Annotated in this window: 15 protein-coding genes and 1 riboswitch; of the genes, 12 read left to right on the top strand and 3 right to left on the bottom strand. The window is 60.8% G+C overall.

Translation table 11 applies throughout. The features are described from left to right. Positions 1-179: 179 nt before the first annotated feature. From KGB23_RS25150 to KGB23_RS25130, 5 genes are read left to right on the top strand one after another with little or no spacing between them, the layout of a single operon-like run. Positions 180-1,472: an OprD family porin gene (locus KGB23_RS25150; protein ID WP_223432997.1), complete on the top strand. Its 1,293-nt coding sequence runs from the start codon at positions 180-182 to the stop codon at positions 1,470-1,472. Positions 1,473-1,511: 39 nt separating this feature from the next. Next, on the top strand, positions 1,512-2,489 hold the full coding sequence (locus tag KGB23_RS25145; RefSeq protein WP_150654967.1) for a Bug family tripartite tricarboxylate transporter substrate binding protein: 978 nt from the start codon (positions 1,512-1,514) through the stop codon (positions 2,487-2,489). Between the two features lie 59 nt (positions 2,490-2,548). After that, the gene (locus KGB23_RS25140; RefSeq protein ID WP_223432996.1) at positions 2,549-3,007 is read left to right on the top strand and encodes a tripartite tricarboxylate transporter TctB family protein; all 459 of its coding nucleotides are present in this window, start codon (positions 2,549-2,551) and stop codon (positions 3,005-3,007) included. 1 nt (position 3,008) lies between these two features. Next, the gene (locus KGB23_RS25135; protein WP_223432995.1) at positions 3,009-4,523 is read left to right on the top strand and encodes a tripartite tricarboxylate transporter permease; all 1,515 of its coding nucleotides are present in this window, start codon (positions 3,009-3,011) and stop codon (positions 4,521-4,523) included. Next, a complete protein-coding gene (locus KGB23_RS25130; RefSeq protein WP_223432994.1) occupies positions 4,516-5,556 on the top strand; it encodes an AbrB family transcriptional regulator in 1,041 nt (346 codons plus the stop codon). The genes KGB23_RS25135 and KGB23_RS25130 overlap by 8 nt, the downstream gene beginning before the upstream one ends. A 130-nt stretch (positions 5,557-5,686) precedes the next feature. Here KGB23_RS25130 and ung read toward each other — a convergent pair whose 3' ends face one another. Beyond that, positions 5,687-6,379 (bottom strand): uracil-DNA glycosylase, encoded by a 693-nt coding sequence (ung, locus tag KGB23_RS25125; protein ID WP_134097792.1) that lies wholly within the window; start codon positions 6,377-6,379, stop codon positions 5,687-5,689. Positions 6,380-6,511: 132 nt separating this feature from the next. Here ung and KGB23_RS25120 point away from each other — a divergent pair, with 132 nt between their 5' ends. Further along, positions 6,512-7,615: an enoyl-CoA hydratase/isomerase family protein gene (locus KGB23_RS25120; protein ID WP_223432993.1), complete on the top strand. Its 1,104-nt coding sequence runs from the start codon at positions 6,512-6,514 to the stop codon at positions 7,613-7,615. A 60-nt stretch (positions 7,616-7,675) separates the two neighbouring features. Here KGB23_RS25120 and KGB23_RS25115 read toward each other — a convergent pair whose 3' ends face one another. Both KGB23_RS25115 and KGB23_RS25110 read right to left on the bottom strand, forming a co-directional pair. Then, positions 7,676-8,131, bottom strand: a complete 456-nt coding sequence (locus KGB23_RS25115) for a hypothetical protein (protein WP_223432992.1) — start codon at positions 8,129-8,131, stop codon at positions 7,676-7,678. 167 nt (positions 8,132-8,298) lie between these two features. Next, the gene (locus tag KGB23_RS25110) at positions 8,299-8,541 is read right to left on the bottom strand and encodes a hypothetical protein (protein WP_150654960.1); all 243 of its coding nucleotides are present in this window, start codon (positions 8,539-8,541) and stop codon (positions 8,299-8,301) included. Positions 8,542-8,818: 277 nt separating this feature from the next. After that, positions 8,819-8,919, top strand: a riboswitch (guanidine-I (ykkC/yxkD leader). A 61-nt stretch (positions 8,920-8,980) separates the two neighbouring features. On the opposite strand from KGB23_RS25110, the gene KGB23_RS25105 reads away from it, so the two are divergent. The 6 genes from KGB23_RS25105 to uca all read left to right on the top strand — a co-directional run bounded on the left by KGB23_RS25105 (position 8,981) and on the right by uca (position 17,010). Continuing rightward, positions 8,981-10,048, top strand: coding sequence for a putative urea ABC transporter substrate-binding protein (locus tag KGB23_RS25105; RefSeq protein ID WP_223432991.1), 1,068 nt, complete (start codon positions 8,981-8,983; stop codon positions 10,046-10,048). A gap of 16 nt (positions 10,049-10,064) precedes the next feature. Then, the gene (locus KGB23_RS25100; RefSeq protein WP_223432990.1) at positions 10,065-10,880 is read left to right on the top strand and encodes an ABC transporter permease; all 816 of its coding nucleotides are present in this window, start codon (positions 10,065-10,067) and stop codon (positions 10,878-10,880) included. Beyond that, positions 10,877-11,665: an ABC transporter ATP-binding protein gene (locus tag KGB23_RS25095; protein ID WP_223432989.1), complete on the top strand. Its 789-nt coding sequence runs from the start codon at positions 10,877-10,879 to the stop codon at positions 11,663-11,665. The genes KGB23_RS25100 and KGB23_RS25095 overlap by 4 nt, the downstream gene beginning before the upstream one ends. Before the next feature lie 12 nt (positions 11,666-11,677). Next, complete coding sequence (locus KGB23_RS25090) at positions 11,678-12,403, top strand: urea amidolyase associated protein UAAP1 (protein ID WP_223432988.1); 726 nt, start codon at positions 11,678-11,680, stop codon at positions 12,401-12,403. Between the two features lie 11 nt (positions 12,404-12,414). After that, positions 12,415-13,056: an urea amidolyase associated protein UAAP2 gene (locus KGB23_RS25085; protein ID WP_223432987.1), complete on the top strand. Its 642-nt coding sequence runs from the start codon at positions 12,415-12,417 to the stop codon at positions 13,054-13,056. Positions 13,057-13,362: 306 nt separating this feature from the next. Next, on the top strand, positions 13,363-17,010 hold the full coding sequence (uca, locus tag KGB23_RS25080; RefSeq protein ID WP_223432986.1) for an urea carboxylase: 3,648 nt from the start codon (positions 13,363-13,365) through the stop codon (positions 17,008-17,010). Positions 17,011-17,025 lie beyond the last annotated feature (15 nt).

Raw genomic sequence — 17,025 nt, 5'->3', positions numbered from 1 at the left:
GCCGCAACCGCCGCTGTGAAGCCCGAAAACCGTGAAAGTCTTCTGAAAGGTTAGCGAAAGGTTGGCCGGTTAGAGTCCAGCCACGGACAGCTTCGACTGCCCGTCGCTACCGCACATAGCGTACGAAAAACGCCTCGAAGCGTTTTCGCCAATAAGAACAATAAACGGAGTACTTCAAGATGCTGTCCATGCAGCTACAGGCTTGCCCGCCTGCTCGCTTTTCCCGCTTCAGCCACACCGCCCTTACCTGTGCCGCCGCCCTCGCCGGCTTTTCGCCGTTGAGTCAGGCTGCCTTCTTCGAAGACAGTACGGCAACCTTCGAAACCCGCAACATGTATTTCAACCGCGACTTTCGCGACGGTACCAGCGCCCAGCAATCCAAGCGGGACGAATGGGCTCAGGGGTTCATGCTCAACCTGCAATCGGGTTACACCGACGGCACCGTGGGGTTCGGTGTCGATGCACTGGGTATGCTGGGGGTAAAACTCGATTCAAGTCCGGACCGCACCGGCACCGGCCTGTTGCCAACCCATGACGACGGCCGCGCGGCCGATGAGTACTCCAAGCTTGGCCTGACCGGCAAAGTGAAAATCTCCGCCACGGAACTTAAAATCGGCAGCCTGATTCCGGAACTGCCGATCCTCAAAGCCAACGACGGGCGCATTCTGCCGCAGACCTTTGAAGGCGGCCTGCTGACCTCCAAAGAGATCAAGAACCTGACCTTCACCGGCGGGCGCCTGGAGAAAGCCAAGGACCGCGACAGCACCGACTTCGAGGACATCGCCCTCAACAACAAGAACAGCCGCTTCGCTGGCACCGTAGCCGGCAAGCATTTCGACTTTGGCGGCCTGGACTACAAGTTCACCGACAAAATCACCGGCAGCTACCACTTCGCGCAACTTGATGAAGTCTACAACCAGCACTTCCTCGGTGTTGTCGCTTCGCAACCGTTCGGCCCCGGCACTTTCGGCACCGATCTGCGCCTGGCCATCAGTGATGACCAGGGCGAGGCCCGCGGCGGCAAGATCGACAACAAATCCCTCAACGGCTTGGTGAGCTACGCCTTGAGCGGGCATAAATTCAGCGCCGGCTATCAGCACATGTCCGGCGACAGCGCGTTCCCTTATGTCGATGGCAGTGACCCGTACCTGGTCAACTTCGTTCAGATCAACGACTTTGCCGGCGCCGAAGAACACTCCTGGCAGGCACGTTACGACTTTGACTTCGCCAGGCTTGGGGTTCCCGGCCTGAGTTTCATGAGCCGTTACGTGAGCGGTGACAACATCAAGCTCAAGAACGGTGACGAAGGCAAAGAGTGGGAACGCAACACCGAAATCAAATACGTCGTACAAAGCGGCGCGCTCAAGGATGTCGCCGTGCGCCTGCGTAATGCCACTTACCGTTCCAACTACTCCGCTCGCGATGCCGATGAAGTGCGTCTGCTGGTGAGCTATAGCGTTGCCCTTTGGTAATTCAGTACACCTATAACAACAACTCCCAAGGAGACTTGAATGAACCTATCAATGCGTAAAGTTGCTCTCACCGCCAGCGCCCTGCTGTTCGCCGGCCAATTGCTCGCCGAACCCAAACGCCCGGAATGCATCGCCCCGGCCTCGCCCGGCGGCGGTTTCGACCTGACCTGCAAACTGGCGCAAAGCGCGCTGGTCAACGAAAAACTGCTGACCAAACCGATGCGCGTGACCTACATGCCCGGCGGTGTTGGCGCGGTGGCGTACAACGCGGTGGTCGCCCAGCGTCCGGCCGATGCCGGCACGCTGGTGGCGTGGTCCAGCGGCTCGCTGTTGAACCTGGCCCAAGGCAAGTTCGGTCGTTTCGATGAAAACGCCGTGCGCTGGCTGGCCGCAGTTGGAACAAGCTACGGCGCCATCGCGGTGAAAAGCGATTCGCCCTACAAGACCCTGGACGATCTGGTTCAGGCGTTGAAGAAAGATCCGAGCAAAGTGGTGATCGGCTCCGGCGGCACCGTCGGCAGCCAGGACTGGATGCAGACCGCCCTGATCGCCAAGGCTGCCGGGATCAACCCGCGCGACCTGCGTTACGTCGCCCTCGAAGGCGGCGGTGAAATCGCCACCGCCCTGCTCGGCGGCCACATCCAGGTCGGCAGCACCGACATCTCCGACTCCATGCCGCACATCCAGAGCGGTGACATGCGCCTGCTGGCCGTGTTCTCCGAGAAGCGTCTGGACGAGCCGGAAATGAAAGACATCCCGACCGCCAAAGAGCAAGGCTACGACATCGTCTGGCCGGTGGTTCGCGGCTTCTACCTCGGGCCAAAGGTCAGCGACGAAGACTACGCCTGGTGGAAAGACGCTTTCGACAAGCTGCTGGCTTCCGAAGAGTTCGCCAAGTTGCGCGATCAGCGTGAACTGTTCCCGTTCGCCATGACCGGCCCGGAGCTGGACACCTACGTGAAAAAGCAGGTCGCCGATTACAAAGTGCTGGCCAAAGAGTTCGGCCTGATTCAGTGATCGCCTCTGTCTAGCGGCTGCGGCCCCCGTTCTGGAGGGCTGCGGCACAGGAGTTTCCCATGCTCTTACAACGCATTTTTGCTGCGGTGCTGTTGCTGGCCTGTGTTGGCCTGGCGCTGATGGCGTGGCCGTATCAAGCGGCATTTTCCTACGAACCGGTGGGGCCTCGAGCCTTTCCATTGTTGATGCTCGGCCTGATGGGGCTGGCTTTGCTGTACATGGTGTTTCGGCCGACGCCGATCGTGCACAGCGACGACGACCCGAAACTGGACCGCGAAACCCTGATCAAAATCGGCATCTGCGTGCTGCTGTTGCTGGTGTTCGCCGGGGCCTTCGAACCCCTTGGTTTCATCGTCGCCAGCATTCTGATCGGGATCCCTATGGCACGCCTGTATGGCGGCCGCTGGCTGCCCAGTACGGTGATCATCAGCCTGATGGCTATCGGTCTTTATCTGCTGTTCGACAAGGTGATGGACGTGCCACTGCCGCTGGGCGTGCTCGACGTTCTGGAGAACTGATATGGATACTCTTGGCTATTTGGGTCAGGGCTTCGGCGTCGCGCTGAGCCCGTATAACCTGGTAACCGCGCTATGCGGCACCCTGATCGGCACGGTCGTCGGGCTGTTGCCGGGCCTGGGCCCGATCAACGGCGTGGCGCTGTTGATCCCGATCGCATTCGCCCTCGGCCTGCCACCGGAGTCGGCGCTGATTCTGCTGGCGGCGGTGTACCTGGGCTGCGAATACGGCGGCCGGATCAGTTCGATCCTGCTGAACATTCCGGGCGAAGCCTCCACCGTCATGACCACCCTCGACGGTTACCCGATGGCCCGCAAAGGCCTGGCCGGTGTAGCACTGTCGTTGTCGGCGTGGAGTTCGTTCATCGGTGCGTTCATCGCCACCTGCGGCATGGTGCTGTTCGCCCCGCTGCTGGCGAAATGGGCGATTGCCTTTGGACCGGCAGAGTATTTCGTGCTGATGGTGTTCGCGATTGTCTGTCTCGGCGGCATGGCCGGCGACCGACCACTAAAGACCTTTATCGCCGCGCTGATCGGTTTGTTTCTATCGACCGTCGGGATCGATGCCAACAGCGGCGTATACCGTTTCACCGGGGATAACATCCATTTGACGGACGGCATTCAGTTCGTTGTGCTGGTACTGGGCTTGTTCTCCATCAGTGAAATCCTTCTGCTGCTGGAAAAAACTCATCGCGGCCAGGAAGCGGTGAAAGCCACCGGGCGCATGATGTTCAACTTCAAGGAAGCCTCGGCGGTGTTCGTGGTGAACATCCGTTGCGGTTTGCTGGGCTTCATCATGGGCGTGTTGCCGGGTGCCGGCGCGACGTTGGCCAGCGCTGTGGCCTACATGACCGAGAAACGTATCGCCGGCGCCAAGGGCACTTTCGGACAAGGCGACATGCGTGGCCTCGCGGCTCCGGAAACCGCTATCGGTGGCGCTGCCTGCGGTGCCCTGGTGCCAATGCTGACCCTCGGCGTTCCGGGCTCGGGTACCACGGCAGTGATGATCGGCGCGCTGTCGCTGTACAACATCACGCCGGGGCCGCTGCTGTTCCAACAGCAACCCGACATCGTCTGGGGCCTGATCGCTTCGTTGTTTGTCGCCAACATCATGCTGGTGATCCTCAACATCCCGATGATCCGCATCTTCACCCGCATCCTTGCCGTGCCGAACTGGGCGCTGGTGCCGGTGATCGCGATCATTACCGGGATCGGCGTCTACGCGGTGCACGCCACCACCTTCGACCTGTTCCTGATGATCGGTATCGGCATCTTCGGTTACATCCTGCGCAAGCTGGACTTCCCGTTGTCGCCGGTTCTGTTGGGCTTCATCCTTGGTGGCCTGATGGAGCAAAACCTGCGTCGCGCCCTGTCGATTTCCAACGGTGCGCTGGAAATCCTCTGGTCGAGCCCGATCACCTTCGGTGTCTGGGTGCTGACCGCGATCATGCTGCTAATGCCACTCCTGCGCATCTGGCGCAAACGTTCGGTCGCCCGGCGCGCAATCGCCGATGTTTGATCGAACACCCTTCAAAGCCTGGTGGGGAACCCCGCTGGTCGGTCTGCTGGGCGGTTACCTGGCCAGCCAGATCGGCTGGCCACTGCCGTGGATGGTCGGCTCGTTGCTGGCGATCATCCTGGTGCGTTGCCTGACACCCTGGCAATTGGCGGAAATCCCTGGCGGCCGCAAGTGCGGCCAGTGGATTGTCGGCATCGGGATCGGTCTGCATTTCACCCCGGTGGTGATGGAGCAGGTGCTGAGCCACTTCGGTTTGATCTTCTTCGGTGCGTTGGTCACCAGCCTGTCGGCCGTGGTCGGGGTCTGGTTGATGCGGCGCACCGGTGAAGACCGCGCGACCGCGTTCTTTTCCAGCATGCCGGGCGGCTCCGGGGAGATGGTCAACCTCGGCGCGCGTAACGGCGCGGTGCTCAGTCGTGTTGCGGCGGGGCAAAGTCTGCGGGTGTTGGTGGTGGTGCTGTGTGTGCCGGCGGCGTTCAAGTATTTGTTGGGTGACGGTGCGCCGCTGGCCCACGCCACTTCCGTTGACTGGCGCTGGCTGGCGTTTCTGTTTCCGGCGGGCGCCCTGCTCGCCTGGGGCTGGCAGCGGTTGCATCAACCCAATCCGTGGCTGTTCGGGCCGTTGCTGGTGAGTGCGGCGGTGAGTATTGGCTGGGATCTGCACATCAGTTTGCCCAACGGCGGCAGCCAGATCGGCCAATGGCTGATTGGCAGCGGGCTGGGGTGTCACTTCAATCGGCAGTTTTTCCGGCGTGCGCCGTCATTCATGGGGCGGACGTTGATTGGCACGGTGTTGACCATGTTGATCGCCACGTTGGCAGCATTGGGGTTGAGTGCGCTGACGCATCTGGATTTGCGTTCGCTGACGCTCGGCATGATGCCCGGCGGGATTGCGGAGATGAGCCTGACGGCAGAGACATTGCAGTTGTCGGTGCCGCTGGTGACAGCAATGCAGGTGATGCGGCTGTTGTTTGTGTTGTTTCTGGCGGAGCCGTTGTTCAAGTATTGGAACCGGCAACCGGATTCTGTCTAAAAGACCGAGTCGCCTGCTTCGCGAGCAAGCCCGCTCCCACACTGGATCTCTGGTGATCACAAATAGAGTGTTCACAGAGATCCAGTGTGGGAGCGGGCTTGCTCGCGAAGGGACCCTCCCGGTCTGCGCATCAAACTGGTGGCAACCGCCATTCGATCGGCGTTTCGCCATTCTGTTCCAGAAACTTGTTGGTTCGACTGAAGTGCCCGCACCCGAGGAAGCCACGATAGGCGGACAACGGTGACGGATGCACCGAGGTCAGCACCAGGTGTTTGGTGGCATCGATCAGTTTCTGCTTGCTCTGGGCATGCGCGCCCCACAGCAGGAACACCAGATGTGGCTGGTGTTCGCTGACCACTTCGATAATCCGATCGGTAAAGTGCTGCCAGCCTTTGCCCGCATGGGCGTTGGCGTTGGCGCGTTCCACGGTCATGGTGGTGTTGATCATCAGCACGCCCTGGTCGGCCCAGCTTTGCAGGCAACCGTGGGTCGGGATGTCGATGTTCAGGTCGCGTTTCAACTCCTTATAGATGTTCACCAGCGACGGCGGTGCCGGTACGCCTGGTTGCACCGAGAAGCACAAGCCATGGGCCTGTCCCGGACCGTGATACGGGTCCTGGCCGAGGATGACGACTTTGACTTTATCCAGCGGCGTCGAATTGAGCGCGTTGAAAATCATCGGTCCCGGAGGGTAGATTTCCTTGCCTGCCGCGCGCTCCTCTTGCAGGAAGTCGCGCAACTCTGCCATGTAGGGCTGGTCGAATTCGGCACGCAGTGCCTCCTTCCAGCTCGGTTCGAGTTTGATACGGTCGTCAGCAGTCATGGTTACATCCGGCAAAAACAATGGGGCGAACCCTAGGAAAGCCCATCACGCTTGTCAATTGATCTGACGCAGATCCGGCACTTTCCTGTACAGCGATCATACTGAACGCTCAAATTCCCGATCGAGGTCACGATGAATCTGCACTTCGAAGAACTCACTGGCACCGACGGCGCACGCATCGGAGTCGCCAGCCTGGATGCCGAAAAGTCCCTCAATGCCCTGTCCTTGCCGATGATCAACGCCTTGCGCGATCAACTGGACGTCTGGGCCAAAGAACCGCAAATCGTCTGCGTCGTGTTGCGCGGCAACGGCACCAAAGCCTTTTGCGCCGGTGGCGAAGTCCGCAGCCTGGTGGAAGCCTGTCGCGCCCATCCCGGCGAAGTGCCGCCGCTGGCCGCGCATTTCTTTGCGGCGGAATATCGCCTGGACTTCAATCTGCACACTTACCCTAAACCGCTGATCTGCTGGGGGCATGGCTATGTGCTCGGCGGCGGCATGGGGCTGCTGCAAGGGGCGGGCATCCGGATTGTCACGCCGAGCAGCCGCCTGGCGATGCCAGAGATCAGTATCGGTTTGTACCCGGATGTCGGGGCCAGTTGGTTTCTGTCGCGTCTGCCCGGCAAGCTCGGATTGTTTCTCGGCCTGACCGGCGCCCATATAAACGGTCGCGATGCGATCGATCTCGACCTGGCCGACCGTTTCCTGCTCGATGAACAGCAGGAAGAGCTGATGGAAGGCCTGCTGCAGTTGAACTGGCAGGAACAGACGCCGATGCAGCTGAACAGCCTGCTCAAAGCCCTGCAGCAGGAAGCCATCGCGCAAATGCCCGAAGCCCAGTGGTTACCGCGACGCCAGCAGATCGATGAGCTGCTGGATGTCAGTGACGTGCGCTGCGCCTGGAAGGCCATCAGCCAGCTGCGCGACAACACGGATCTGCTGCTCAGCCGTGCCGCGAAAACCATGAGCGAAGGCTCGCCCCTGACCGCTCATCTGGTGTGGGAGCAGATCGCCCGTGCCCGGCACATGTCGCTGGCGCAAGTCTTTCAGATGGAATACACCATAAGCCTCAACTGTTGCCGTCATCCTGAGTTCAGCGAAGGCGTGCGCGCACGGTTGATCGACAAGGATCAAAAACCGCATTGGCACTGGCCAGACATCAATAACCTGCCGGATGCAGTGGTAGAAGCGCATTTCCACAAGGCCTGGGAAGGCCGGCATCCTCTGGCCGATCTGTAGGAATACTGAAATCCGGGCATAAAAAAGCGGCGCTTCATGCGCCGCTTTTTTTACGAGTGTTTAACGGTGGCCGCCTCGGCCATCGTGATCGCCGCGACCGTTGTGGTAGCCCCTTTCGCCACGGTTGTCGCGTCCGCCATGGCCGCCGCGATAGTCGTTGTATCCACCGCGGTTACGGCCGTCCCAACCGCCACGGTTATGGCCATCCCAGCCGCGATTCTGATGAGCCCGGTAATCGGCTCGTGGTGACGACTGGTAATAGCGTGGTGCCGGTTGATAAACCCGCGGTTGGTAGTAATACCGCGGCGTTGGCTGGTAGTACCGAGCTGGCGGTGCGTAGTACCGGCGTGGTTGCGTGTAATAACCGCCGCCGCCTGCATAGTAAGGTCCGCCGTCATAATAGGCTGGCGAGGTATAGACCTCGGAACTGTAGTAGCTGGCTCCTCCATCGGAATAGGGCACGCATGCACCAAGAGACAATCCCAATACAGCAATCAGAAGAATTCGCAGATACATGGCGGCCTCCTGGACCGCGAGTGAGCCACACCAGCGACGCTGGCAGGCGACAGTCAATTATTCGGTGACTGTCGAAAGATCAGACATCGTTTTCCAAATCTGGTGCGTTCCTGAAACAGATTGAAACAAGTCGCCGATGAAAGGTTTTTCATCCATTCACCCGCTGATTAATGGTGGCCACCGCGATATCCACCACCGTAATGACGTGGCCCGTGCCCGCCCCAATAGTAGTAGCGATAGCCACCATAAAAGCGCGGTCCGGAGTAATAGCGCGGTCCGTAATAGTAGGAATAGGGTGAATAGCCGGGGTAGTAATAAGGCTCGGAGTACACATCGTAGCCACCGGCGTAGTAATAGCAGCCGGACAGCCCCAGACCGAGAACCATAGCGAACAACAGTCGACGAAACATGGCGGCCTCCTGAAAGACCCACAACCGGAACAGGCCGGCTGACACCTGTTTTGACTGGCAATGCTGCGCCGAGTGCCGAGCCGCCTGGACCTTCAGATCAGCGGCCGACCCGATCCATTGCGGTGCACCCATGCACCATCACAAGGCAACGCCGCCATCTCTCCCCAACGCGTCAATTGCGTAATCGCCCACGCTAGAGCGCTCAAGCCGACTTGGCACGGCTCTCGCTTTAGCAAAGACGTGCAGGAGTCATCACAGGTTCGCGGCACCACAATTTGCAATGGCTGACTAGGGTTCCGGCTCGCTAAGGCGAGTGGCTGGTCCGAGAGTTGGCGACCTCCAGTTGAGGTTACACGGCGGGATAAAAGCCCGGGAGACAAGCCACCGTTCACGGTGCCGCGTTGACTCCTGCCCGCCCTTGATCAACTGGAGAACCACCATGCTCAAGCTTCGTTTACCCGCCCTGCTCGCCGCTGCATTCGCAGCCTTCGTGAGCGTCTCGTCCCAGGCCGCACAAAAAGACCACTTCAGCGTCTGCTGGACCATCTACGCCGGTTGGATGCCGTGGGAGTACGCCGGCAGCCAAGGCATCGTCGACAAATGGGCGAAGAAGTACGGCATCAAGATCGATGTCGTGCAGCTCAATGACTACGTCGAATCCATCAACCAATACACCGCCGGCCAGTTCGATGGCTGCACCATGACCAACATGGATGCGCTGACCATTCCGGCGGCCGGTGGCGTCGACAGCACCGCGCTGATCGTCAGCGATTTCTCCAACGGCAACGACGGCATCGTGCTCAAGGGCGACGGCAAGAAAGTCACCGACCTCAAAGGCATGGACGTCAATCTGGTGGAGCTCTCTGTCTCCCACTACCTGCTGGCCAGGGCGCTGGATTCGGTCGATCTCACCGAGAAAGACCTGAAAGTGGTCAACACCTCCGACGCCGACATCTCGGCGGCCTTCAACACCGATCAGGTCAACGCTGTCACCACCTGGAACCCGATGCTTTCGGACATCAAGGCCAAGCCTGCAGTGACCGAAGTGTTCAACTCCAGCCAGATCCCCGGCGAAATCATGGACATGATGGTGGTCAACTCATCGACCCTCAAAGACAACCCGGCCCTGGGCAAAGCGCTGACCGGCGCCTGGTTCGAAGTGGTGGAGTTGATGAACGCCAAAAACGCCGCCAGCAAAACCGCGCTCGAACACATGGCCAAAGCTTCCGGCACCGATCTGGCTGGTTTCCAGTCGCAACTGGACACCACCAAATTGTTCGCCACACCCAAAGAAGCCCTGGCGTTCTCCACCAGCAAGCAACTGCCGGAAACCATGCGCAAAGTCGCCGAGTTCTCGTTCCAGCACGGCTTGCTGGGTGAAGGCGCCAAGGACACCAGCGCGGTCGGCATGGCGTTCGCCAACGGCGTGACCAGCGGCGACAAGACCAACCTCAAGCTGCGCTTCGACCCGACCTACGTGCAGATGGCCGCCGACGCCAAGCTGTAATCAGGAGGACCTGGCCATGCGCCTGATCAATCGCTACCCGGATCGTCCAAGTCGCCTGCTGTTGGTGATCCTGCCGTTCGCCCTGGTGCTGTTCGCCTACTTCATGGGCTCGGCCGAGCGGCTGACGGACAACCCCAATGACAAGCTGCTGCCGAGCGCCGTGCAGATGACCGACGCGGTGAAACGCCTGGCGTTCACCGCCGACACCCGCACCGGTGAATACCTGTTGTGGCAAGACACCGCGTCCAGCCTGCGACGCCTGGCCATCGGCCTCGGCATCAGTGCGCTGGCCGGGCTGTGCCTGGGCATCGCCGCCGGTACCCTGCCGCTGTTTGGCGCGCCGTTGTCGCCGTTGCTGACGGTGCTTTCGATGGTGCCGCCGCTGGCGATTCTGCCGATTCTGTTCATCGTGTTCGGTCTGGGGGAATTGTCGAAAGTGATGCTGATCGTGATCGGCATCACTCCGTGTCTTGCTCGCGATCTGGAGCAACGCGCCCGGGAAATTCCCGTGGAGCTGCTGATCAAGGCCCAGACCCTCGGCGCTTCGACCTGGACGCTGATGCTGCGCGTGGTGCTGCCGCAACTGTTGCCACGCTTGTTGATCTCGCTGCGGCTGATGCTCGGTTCGGCGTGGTTGTTCCTGATCGCCGCCGAAGCCATCGCCTCCACCGACGGCCTCGGTTACCGGATTTTCCTGGTGCGTCGCTATCTGGCGATGGACGTGATTCTGCCGTACGTGATCTGGATCACCCTCCTCGCCTGGCTGATGGACTGGGGTCTCAAGCGCCTGACCCAACGTGCTTTCCCTTGGTATGAAGGAGTACGGGCATGAGCTTCATCACGGTAAGAAACGTCTGGCAGAAATACGCTGATCAGGTGGTGCTAGAAGGGCTGAACCTGAGCGTTAACGAAGGTGAGTTTTGCACCTTGGTTGGTGCATCGGGTTGCGGCAAGTCGACCTTCCTGCGGCTGCTGCTCGGGCAGGAGCGCGCCAGTCGCGGCGAGATTCTGCTGGATGGCCAGGCCTTGGCCGGCGAGCCGGATGCCAGCCGTGGCGTGGTGTTCCAGCGCTACTCGGTGTTCCCGCACCTGACTGTGCTGGACAACGTCGCCCTCGGTCTCGAACTGCCACGTTCGCCTCTGCTCGGACGCTTGTTCGGCAGCGCTAAAAAAGACGCACGCGAACAAGCCTCAGTGCTGCTACACAAAGTCGGCCTCGGCCACTCGCTGGACAAGTACCCGGCGCAGCTTTCCGGCGGCATGCAACAACGACTGGCGATTGCCCAGGCGCTGATCATGAAGCCTCGGGTGTTGCTGCTCGACGAGCCATTCGGCGCCCTCGATCCAGGCATCCGCAAGGACATGCACGGTCTGCTGCTGGAACTGTGGCGCGAGACGCAACTGACGGTGTTCATGGTCACCCACGACCTGTCCGAAGGCTTCAGCCTCGGCACGCGCCTGTTGGTGTTCGACAAGGTCCGCGTCGACCCGCATGCCCCCGGCGCCTATGGCGCACGCATCACCTACGACATCCCTTTGAACAGCGACCGCCGCGCCCATCGCGCCGCCGTCGACGCCTTGCCGGCTGAGCTGGCAGGCACGCTTCGTACCGCTTAAGAGGATTTTCATATGACTGATTCGACCCAACTGTTCCCGCCCTTCGCCGAAGAAATGCTCCCCGGCGGCGGCCATCGCTCCTTCGTCTTGAAGCGCGGCCAATTGCTGCGCCTGACCGACCTGCGCGGTGGCGCCAACGTCAGCCTGACGCTGCTCAACGCCAATGAAAAAACCGAACGCCTGAACCTGCCCGACAGCCTCAAATGCCAACACACCGCCAAACTCACCACCGGCCATTGCCTGTATTCGGACATGGGCCGCGTGCTGGCGGCGATCACTGCCGACACTTGCGGCTGGAGCGACAGCCTCGGTGGTGTGCTCTGCGCTGAAGAGGTCGCAGAAAAATACGGTCAGGGCCGCTATCAGGAACTGCGCAACGGCTTCTTCCGCAACGGCACCGACAACCTGTTGGTGGAGTTGGGCAAGTGGGGGTTGGGCCTGTCCGATTTGCTGATGACGCTCAATCTGTTCAGCCGCGTGAACGTCGATGAGGCCGGGCATTTCCACTTTGTCGAAGGCAACTCCAAGGCCGGTGACTACATCGAGTTGTATGCGCCGATGGACACGCTGGTGGTGCTCACCGCCCTGCAACATCCGATGGACCCTTCGCCTGAATACGCACCGAAACCATTGAAGTTGAGCTGGATGAACGCCGACGCCAGCGTCGCCGAACACTGCCGCACCTCGCGCCCGGAAAACGAGCGCGGCTTCATCAACACCGACCGTCTGTTCGCCTGAGGATCGCTGCCATGTCACTTGCATTCGCTACTGCTCAACAGTTGCCCGAAACCGCGGTCTACCGCGCCACCATCCCGGCCGGCGAACCGTGGCTGATGGAGGTCAAGGCCGGCCAGACCTTGCGCATCCTCGACCTGGAAGGCAATCAGGCCGTCGACACCTTGTTCTACAGCGTTGCCAATCCGAAGGAACGCTATGACGTGCAACGTACGTTGCGCCGGCAGAACAGCGTCTACCTGAGCACCGGCAGCGTGCTCTATTCCAACCTCGGCAAACCGATGTTGACCATCGTCGCCGACACCTGCGGCCGTCACGACACCCTCGGCGGCGCTTGTGCACAAGAGAGCAACACCGTGCGTTATGCGCTGGAGAAACGCTATATGCACAGCTGTCGCGACAACTACCTGCGCGCCTGCGTTCACGATGGACGACTGGGCAAGGGCGACATCGGGCCGAACATCAACTTCTTCATGAACGTGCCGGTCACGGCGGATGGCCGGCTGACGTTTGAAGACGGCATTTCGGCGCCGGGCAAGTACGTCGACCTGCGGGCCGAGATGGACGTGATCGTACTGATCTCCAACTGCCCTCAACTGAACAACCCGTGCAACGCCTACAACCCCACACCTGCGGAGCTGCTGGTATGGAACTGAAATTCGTGCGGTTGCGTAGATGGTTATTCACCCTGTGCCAGGCCCGTTCAGGCCAGTGCCTCAAACAGCCAAAACACCACTGAAACCTGTGGGAGCGGGCTTGCTCGCGAAGGGGCCGTCACATTCAACATTAATGTCGACTGACACTCCGTCTTCGCGAGCAAGCCCGCTCCCACAGGGGTTCGGTGGTGTTTTGGAGTGAACTGATTCTGCCGTCGGGGACGACCCTGGCGCTTATCGAAAAACTGCGGGACGGCCCGCATCCCAGGTCGAGGCTGATGCGCTATCGCCTCCAGGGGTTATGCCATGTTCGAAAAAGTCCTGATTGCCAACCGTGGCGCCATTGCCTGCCGCATCCTGCGCACCCTGCGTGAATTGCAGGTCAAAGGCGTCGCCGTGTATTCCGAAGCCGATGCCGCCAGCCTGCACATTTTGCAAGCCAACGAAGCCCACAGCCTCGGTGAAGGCGCAGCCGCCGGCACCTATCTGGCCGTCGAAAAAATCCTCGCCATCGCCAAATCCACGGGCGCCACGGCGATCCATCCCGGCTATGGTTTTCTCTCGGAAAACGCCGCGTTCGCCGAGGCCTGCGAAGCCGCCAACATCGCCTTCATCGGCCCGACGCCAGAGCAGCTGCGAGTGTTCGGCCTCAAGCACACCGCGCGCGCCTTGGCCAAGCGACACGGCGTACCGATGCTCGAAGGCACCGAGTTGCTCGACAGCCTCGACGCGGCGCTGATTGCCGGCGAACAAGTCGGCTACCCGGTGATGCTCAAAAGCACCGCCGGCGGTGGCGGCATCGGCATGCGCGTGTGCCGCAGCGCTGCCGAATTGAGCGAGTCCTTTGAGGCCGTCAAACGCCTCGGCCAGAACAACTTCAGCGACGCCGGAGTGTTCATCGAGAAATACATCCAGCGCGCCCGTCATCTGGAAGTCCAGGTGTTCGGCGACGGCCGGGGCGAAGTGATTGCCCTCGGCGTGCGCGACTGCTCGGTGCAGCGGCGCAACCAGAAAGTCCTCGAAGAAACCCCGGCGCCGAACCTCCCCGAGGGAATGGCTGAAGAGCTGTGTGCGGCGGCGATCAAACTGGCGAAAGCGGTGAACTACCGCAGCGCCGGCACCGTTGAATTCGTCTTCGACAGCGAGGCTCAGCGTTTCTACTTTCTCGAAGTGAACACCCGTTTGCAGGTGGAGCACGGCGTCACCGAGCAAGTCTGGGGCGTGGATCTGGTGCGTTGGATGGTCGAACTGGCGGCCGGGGATTTGCCTCCGTTGAGCACGTTGAGCCAAGGCTTGAAAGCCTGCGGCCATGCGATTCAGGCACGGCTTTATGCCGAAGATCCGGGGCGCGATTTTCAGCCGAGCCCAGGGTTGCTGACCGCCGTGAACTTCCCCGCCGCCGATGGCAAACACCTGCGCATCGACACGTGGGTCGAGGCCGGTTGCGAGATCCCACCGTACTTCGATCCGATGATCGCCAAGGTCATCAGTTGGGCGCCGACCCGCGAAGAAGCCGCTGCCGATTTGCATCAGGCATTGGGCGACAGCCTGCTCTATGGGGTGGAAACCAACCGTGATTATTTGCGGCAGATTTTGCTCGATGCGCCCTTCGCCAGCGGTCAGCCGTGGACCCGTTGCCTGGAAGGTTTGGTGTATCAGGCCAACACGTTTGAAGTGCTCAGCGCGGGCACTCAGACCAGCGTTCAGGACTATCCCGGTCGCCTCGGTTACTGGGCCGTGGGCGTGCCGCCGTCGGGGCCGATGGACAGTCGCGCGTTGCGTTCGGGCAATCGTCTGCTGGGCAACGACGAAGGTGCCGCGGCGCTGGAAATCACCATGAGCGGGCCGTTGCTGCGCTTCAATTGCGATGCGGTTGTGGCGGTCACAGGTGCGGTGATTCCATTGACGCTGAACGGTGAAGCCGTGCCGATGAACACCGCGCTGCTGGTTCCGGCGGGGGCGACGTTGAGCCTCGGCACGATTGCCGGAGCAGGCGCCCGCAGCTATCTGTGCCTACGTGGTGGCCTGCAAGTTCCGGATTATCTGGGCAGCAAAAGCACCTTCACCCTCGGCCAGTTTGGTGGGCATGGCGGGCGTGCATTGCGGGCGGGCGACGTGTTGCATCTCCCTGCTTTGAACGACCGCTGCGCCGGTCAACAACTGGCTGAAGAACAGGTCACCGAGTTGCCCGTTCTGCGGCAGATTCGGGTGATCTACGGCCCTCATGGCGCACCGGAATACTTCACCGAAAACTACATCGGCACCTTCTTCGCCACCCAGTGGGAAGTACATTTCAACTCCAGCCGAACCGGTGTGCGGTTGATCGGACCGAAGCCTGAATGGGTGCGTGCCGATGGTGGCGAGGCGGGTCTGCATCCGTCGAATATCCATGACAATCCGTACGCCATCGGTGCGGTGGATTTCACCGGTGACATGCCGGTAATCCTCGGTCCCGACGGCCCTAGCCTCGGCGGGTTTGTCTGCCCGGTGACGGTGATCGAGGCGGATCTTTGGCAGCTGGGCCAGCTCAAGGCTGGGGACAAAGTGCAGTTCCTCCCGGTCGATCTCAAGACCGCCCGCAACCTCGCCCTGAAATGGAATACCCCCTGTGGGAGCGGGCTTGCTCGCGAAAGCGGTATGTCAGGTACATCAATGTCGACTGACACGGCCTCTTCGCGAGCAAGCCCGCTCCCACAGGGGATTGTGTCGCCCGTGGTGTTGGATTTGGGTCAGGGGAATACGCGGCTGGTTGCGAGACTGTCAGGCGACACTCATCTGCTGCTTGAAATCGGTGCACCCGAACTTGACCTGGTCCTGCGCTTCCGCGCCCACGCCTTGATGCAAGCACTGGAAAGCCAAAACCTGCACGGCGTTATCGACCTGACACCGGGCATCCGCTCGCTGCAAGTGCACTACCAACCCGAACAACTGCCGCTGGCCGATCTGCTCGGCATCGTTGCCGGCGAATGGGACGCCGTGTGCGCCGCCAAGGACCTGCAAGTGCCCTCGCGCATCGTTCATCTGCCGCTGTCCTGGGACGACCCGGCCTGCCAGTTGGCGATCGAAAAATACATGACCACCGTGCGCAAGGACGCCCCGTGGTGCCCAAGCAATCTGGAGTTCATCCGCCGCATCAACGACCTGCCAAACCTCGACGAAGTGCAGCGCACGGTGTTCGACGCCAGCTACCTGGTGATGGGCCTGGGCGACGTCTACCTCGGTGCACCGGTCGCCACGCCACTCGATCCGCGTCATCGTTTGGTGACCACCAAATACAACCCGGCCCGCACCTGGACCGCAGAAAACTCGGTGGGCATCGGTGGTGCTTACCTGTGCGTGTACGGCATGGAAGGCCCTGGCGGTTATCAGTTCGTCGGCCGCACTTTGCAGATGTGGAATCGCTATCGCGAGGTCGCCGTATTCGATGGCAAACCGTGGTTGCTGCGCTTCTTTGACCAGATCCGTTTCTACCCGGTCAGTGCCGATGAATTGCTGCGCATTCGACGGGATTTCCCACTCGGGCGCTTCGATCTGAACATCGAGCACAGTCAGCTGAATCTGGCGGATTACCAAGCCTTCCTGACGAAGGAAGCCGAGAGCATTGCCGCGTTTCGCGATCAGCAAAAAGGCGCGTTCAACGCCGAGCGCGAGCGCTGGATCGCCAGTGGCCAGGCGCATTTCGATAGCGAAGAACGGGTCCCGGAAGTGACCGAGGACGCACCGCTGGCCAGCGGTCAACAGAGCGTCGACAGCCACATCGCCGGCAACCTTTGGCAGGTTCAGGTTGAAACCGGCAGCCGGGTTGCCGCGGGTGATGTGCTGGTGATTCTGGAGTCGATGAAGATGGAAATCCCAGTGCTCGCACCCATGGCCGGTGTGGTACGCGAGATTCGCGTGCAACCGGGTTCGGCAGTGCGCGCCGGACAGCGCGTCGTGGTGCTGGAACTTGAGTGAACCCATTTTGAAAAG

Origin of the sequence: Pseudomonas sp. GL-B-26 (assembly GCF_019947405.1) — a bacterium.
Taxonomy (GTDB): domain Bacteria; phylum Pseudomonadota; class Gammaproteobacteria; order Pseudomonadales; family Pseudomonadaceae; genus Aquipseudomonas.
The sequence above is the reverse complement of the archived record's forward strand: the minus strand, read 5'-3'. Positions and strand labels throughout refer to the sequence as shown.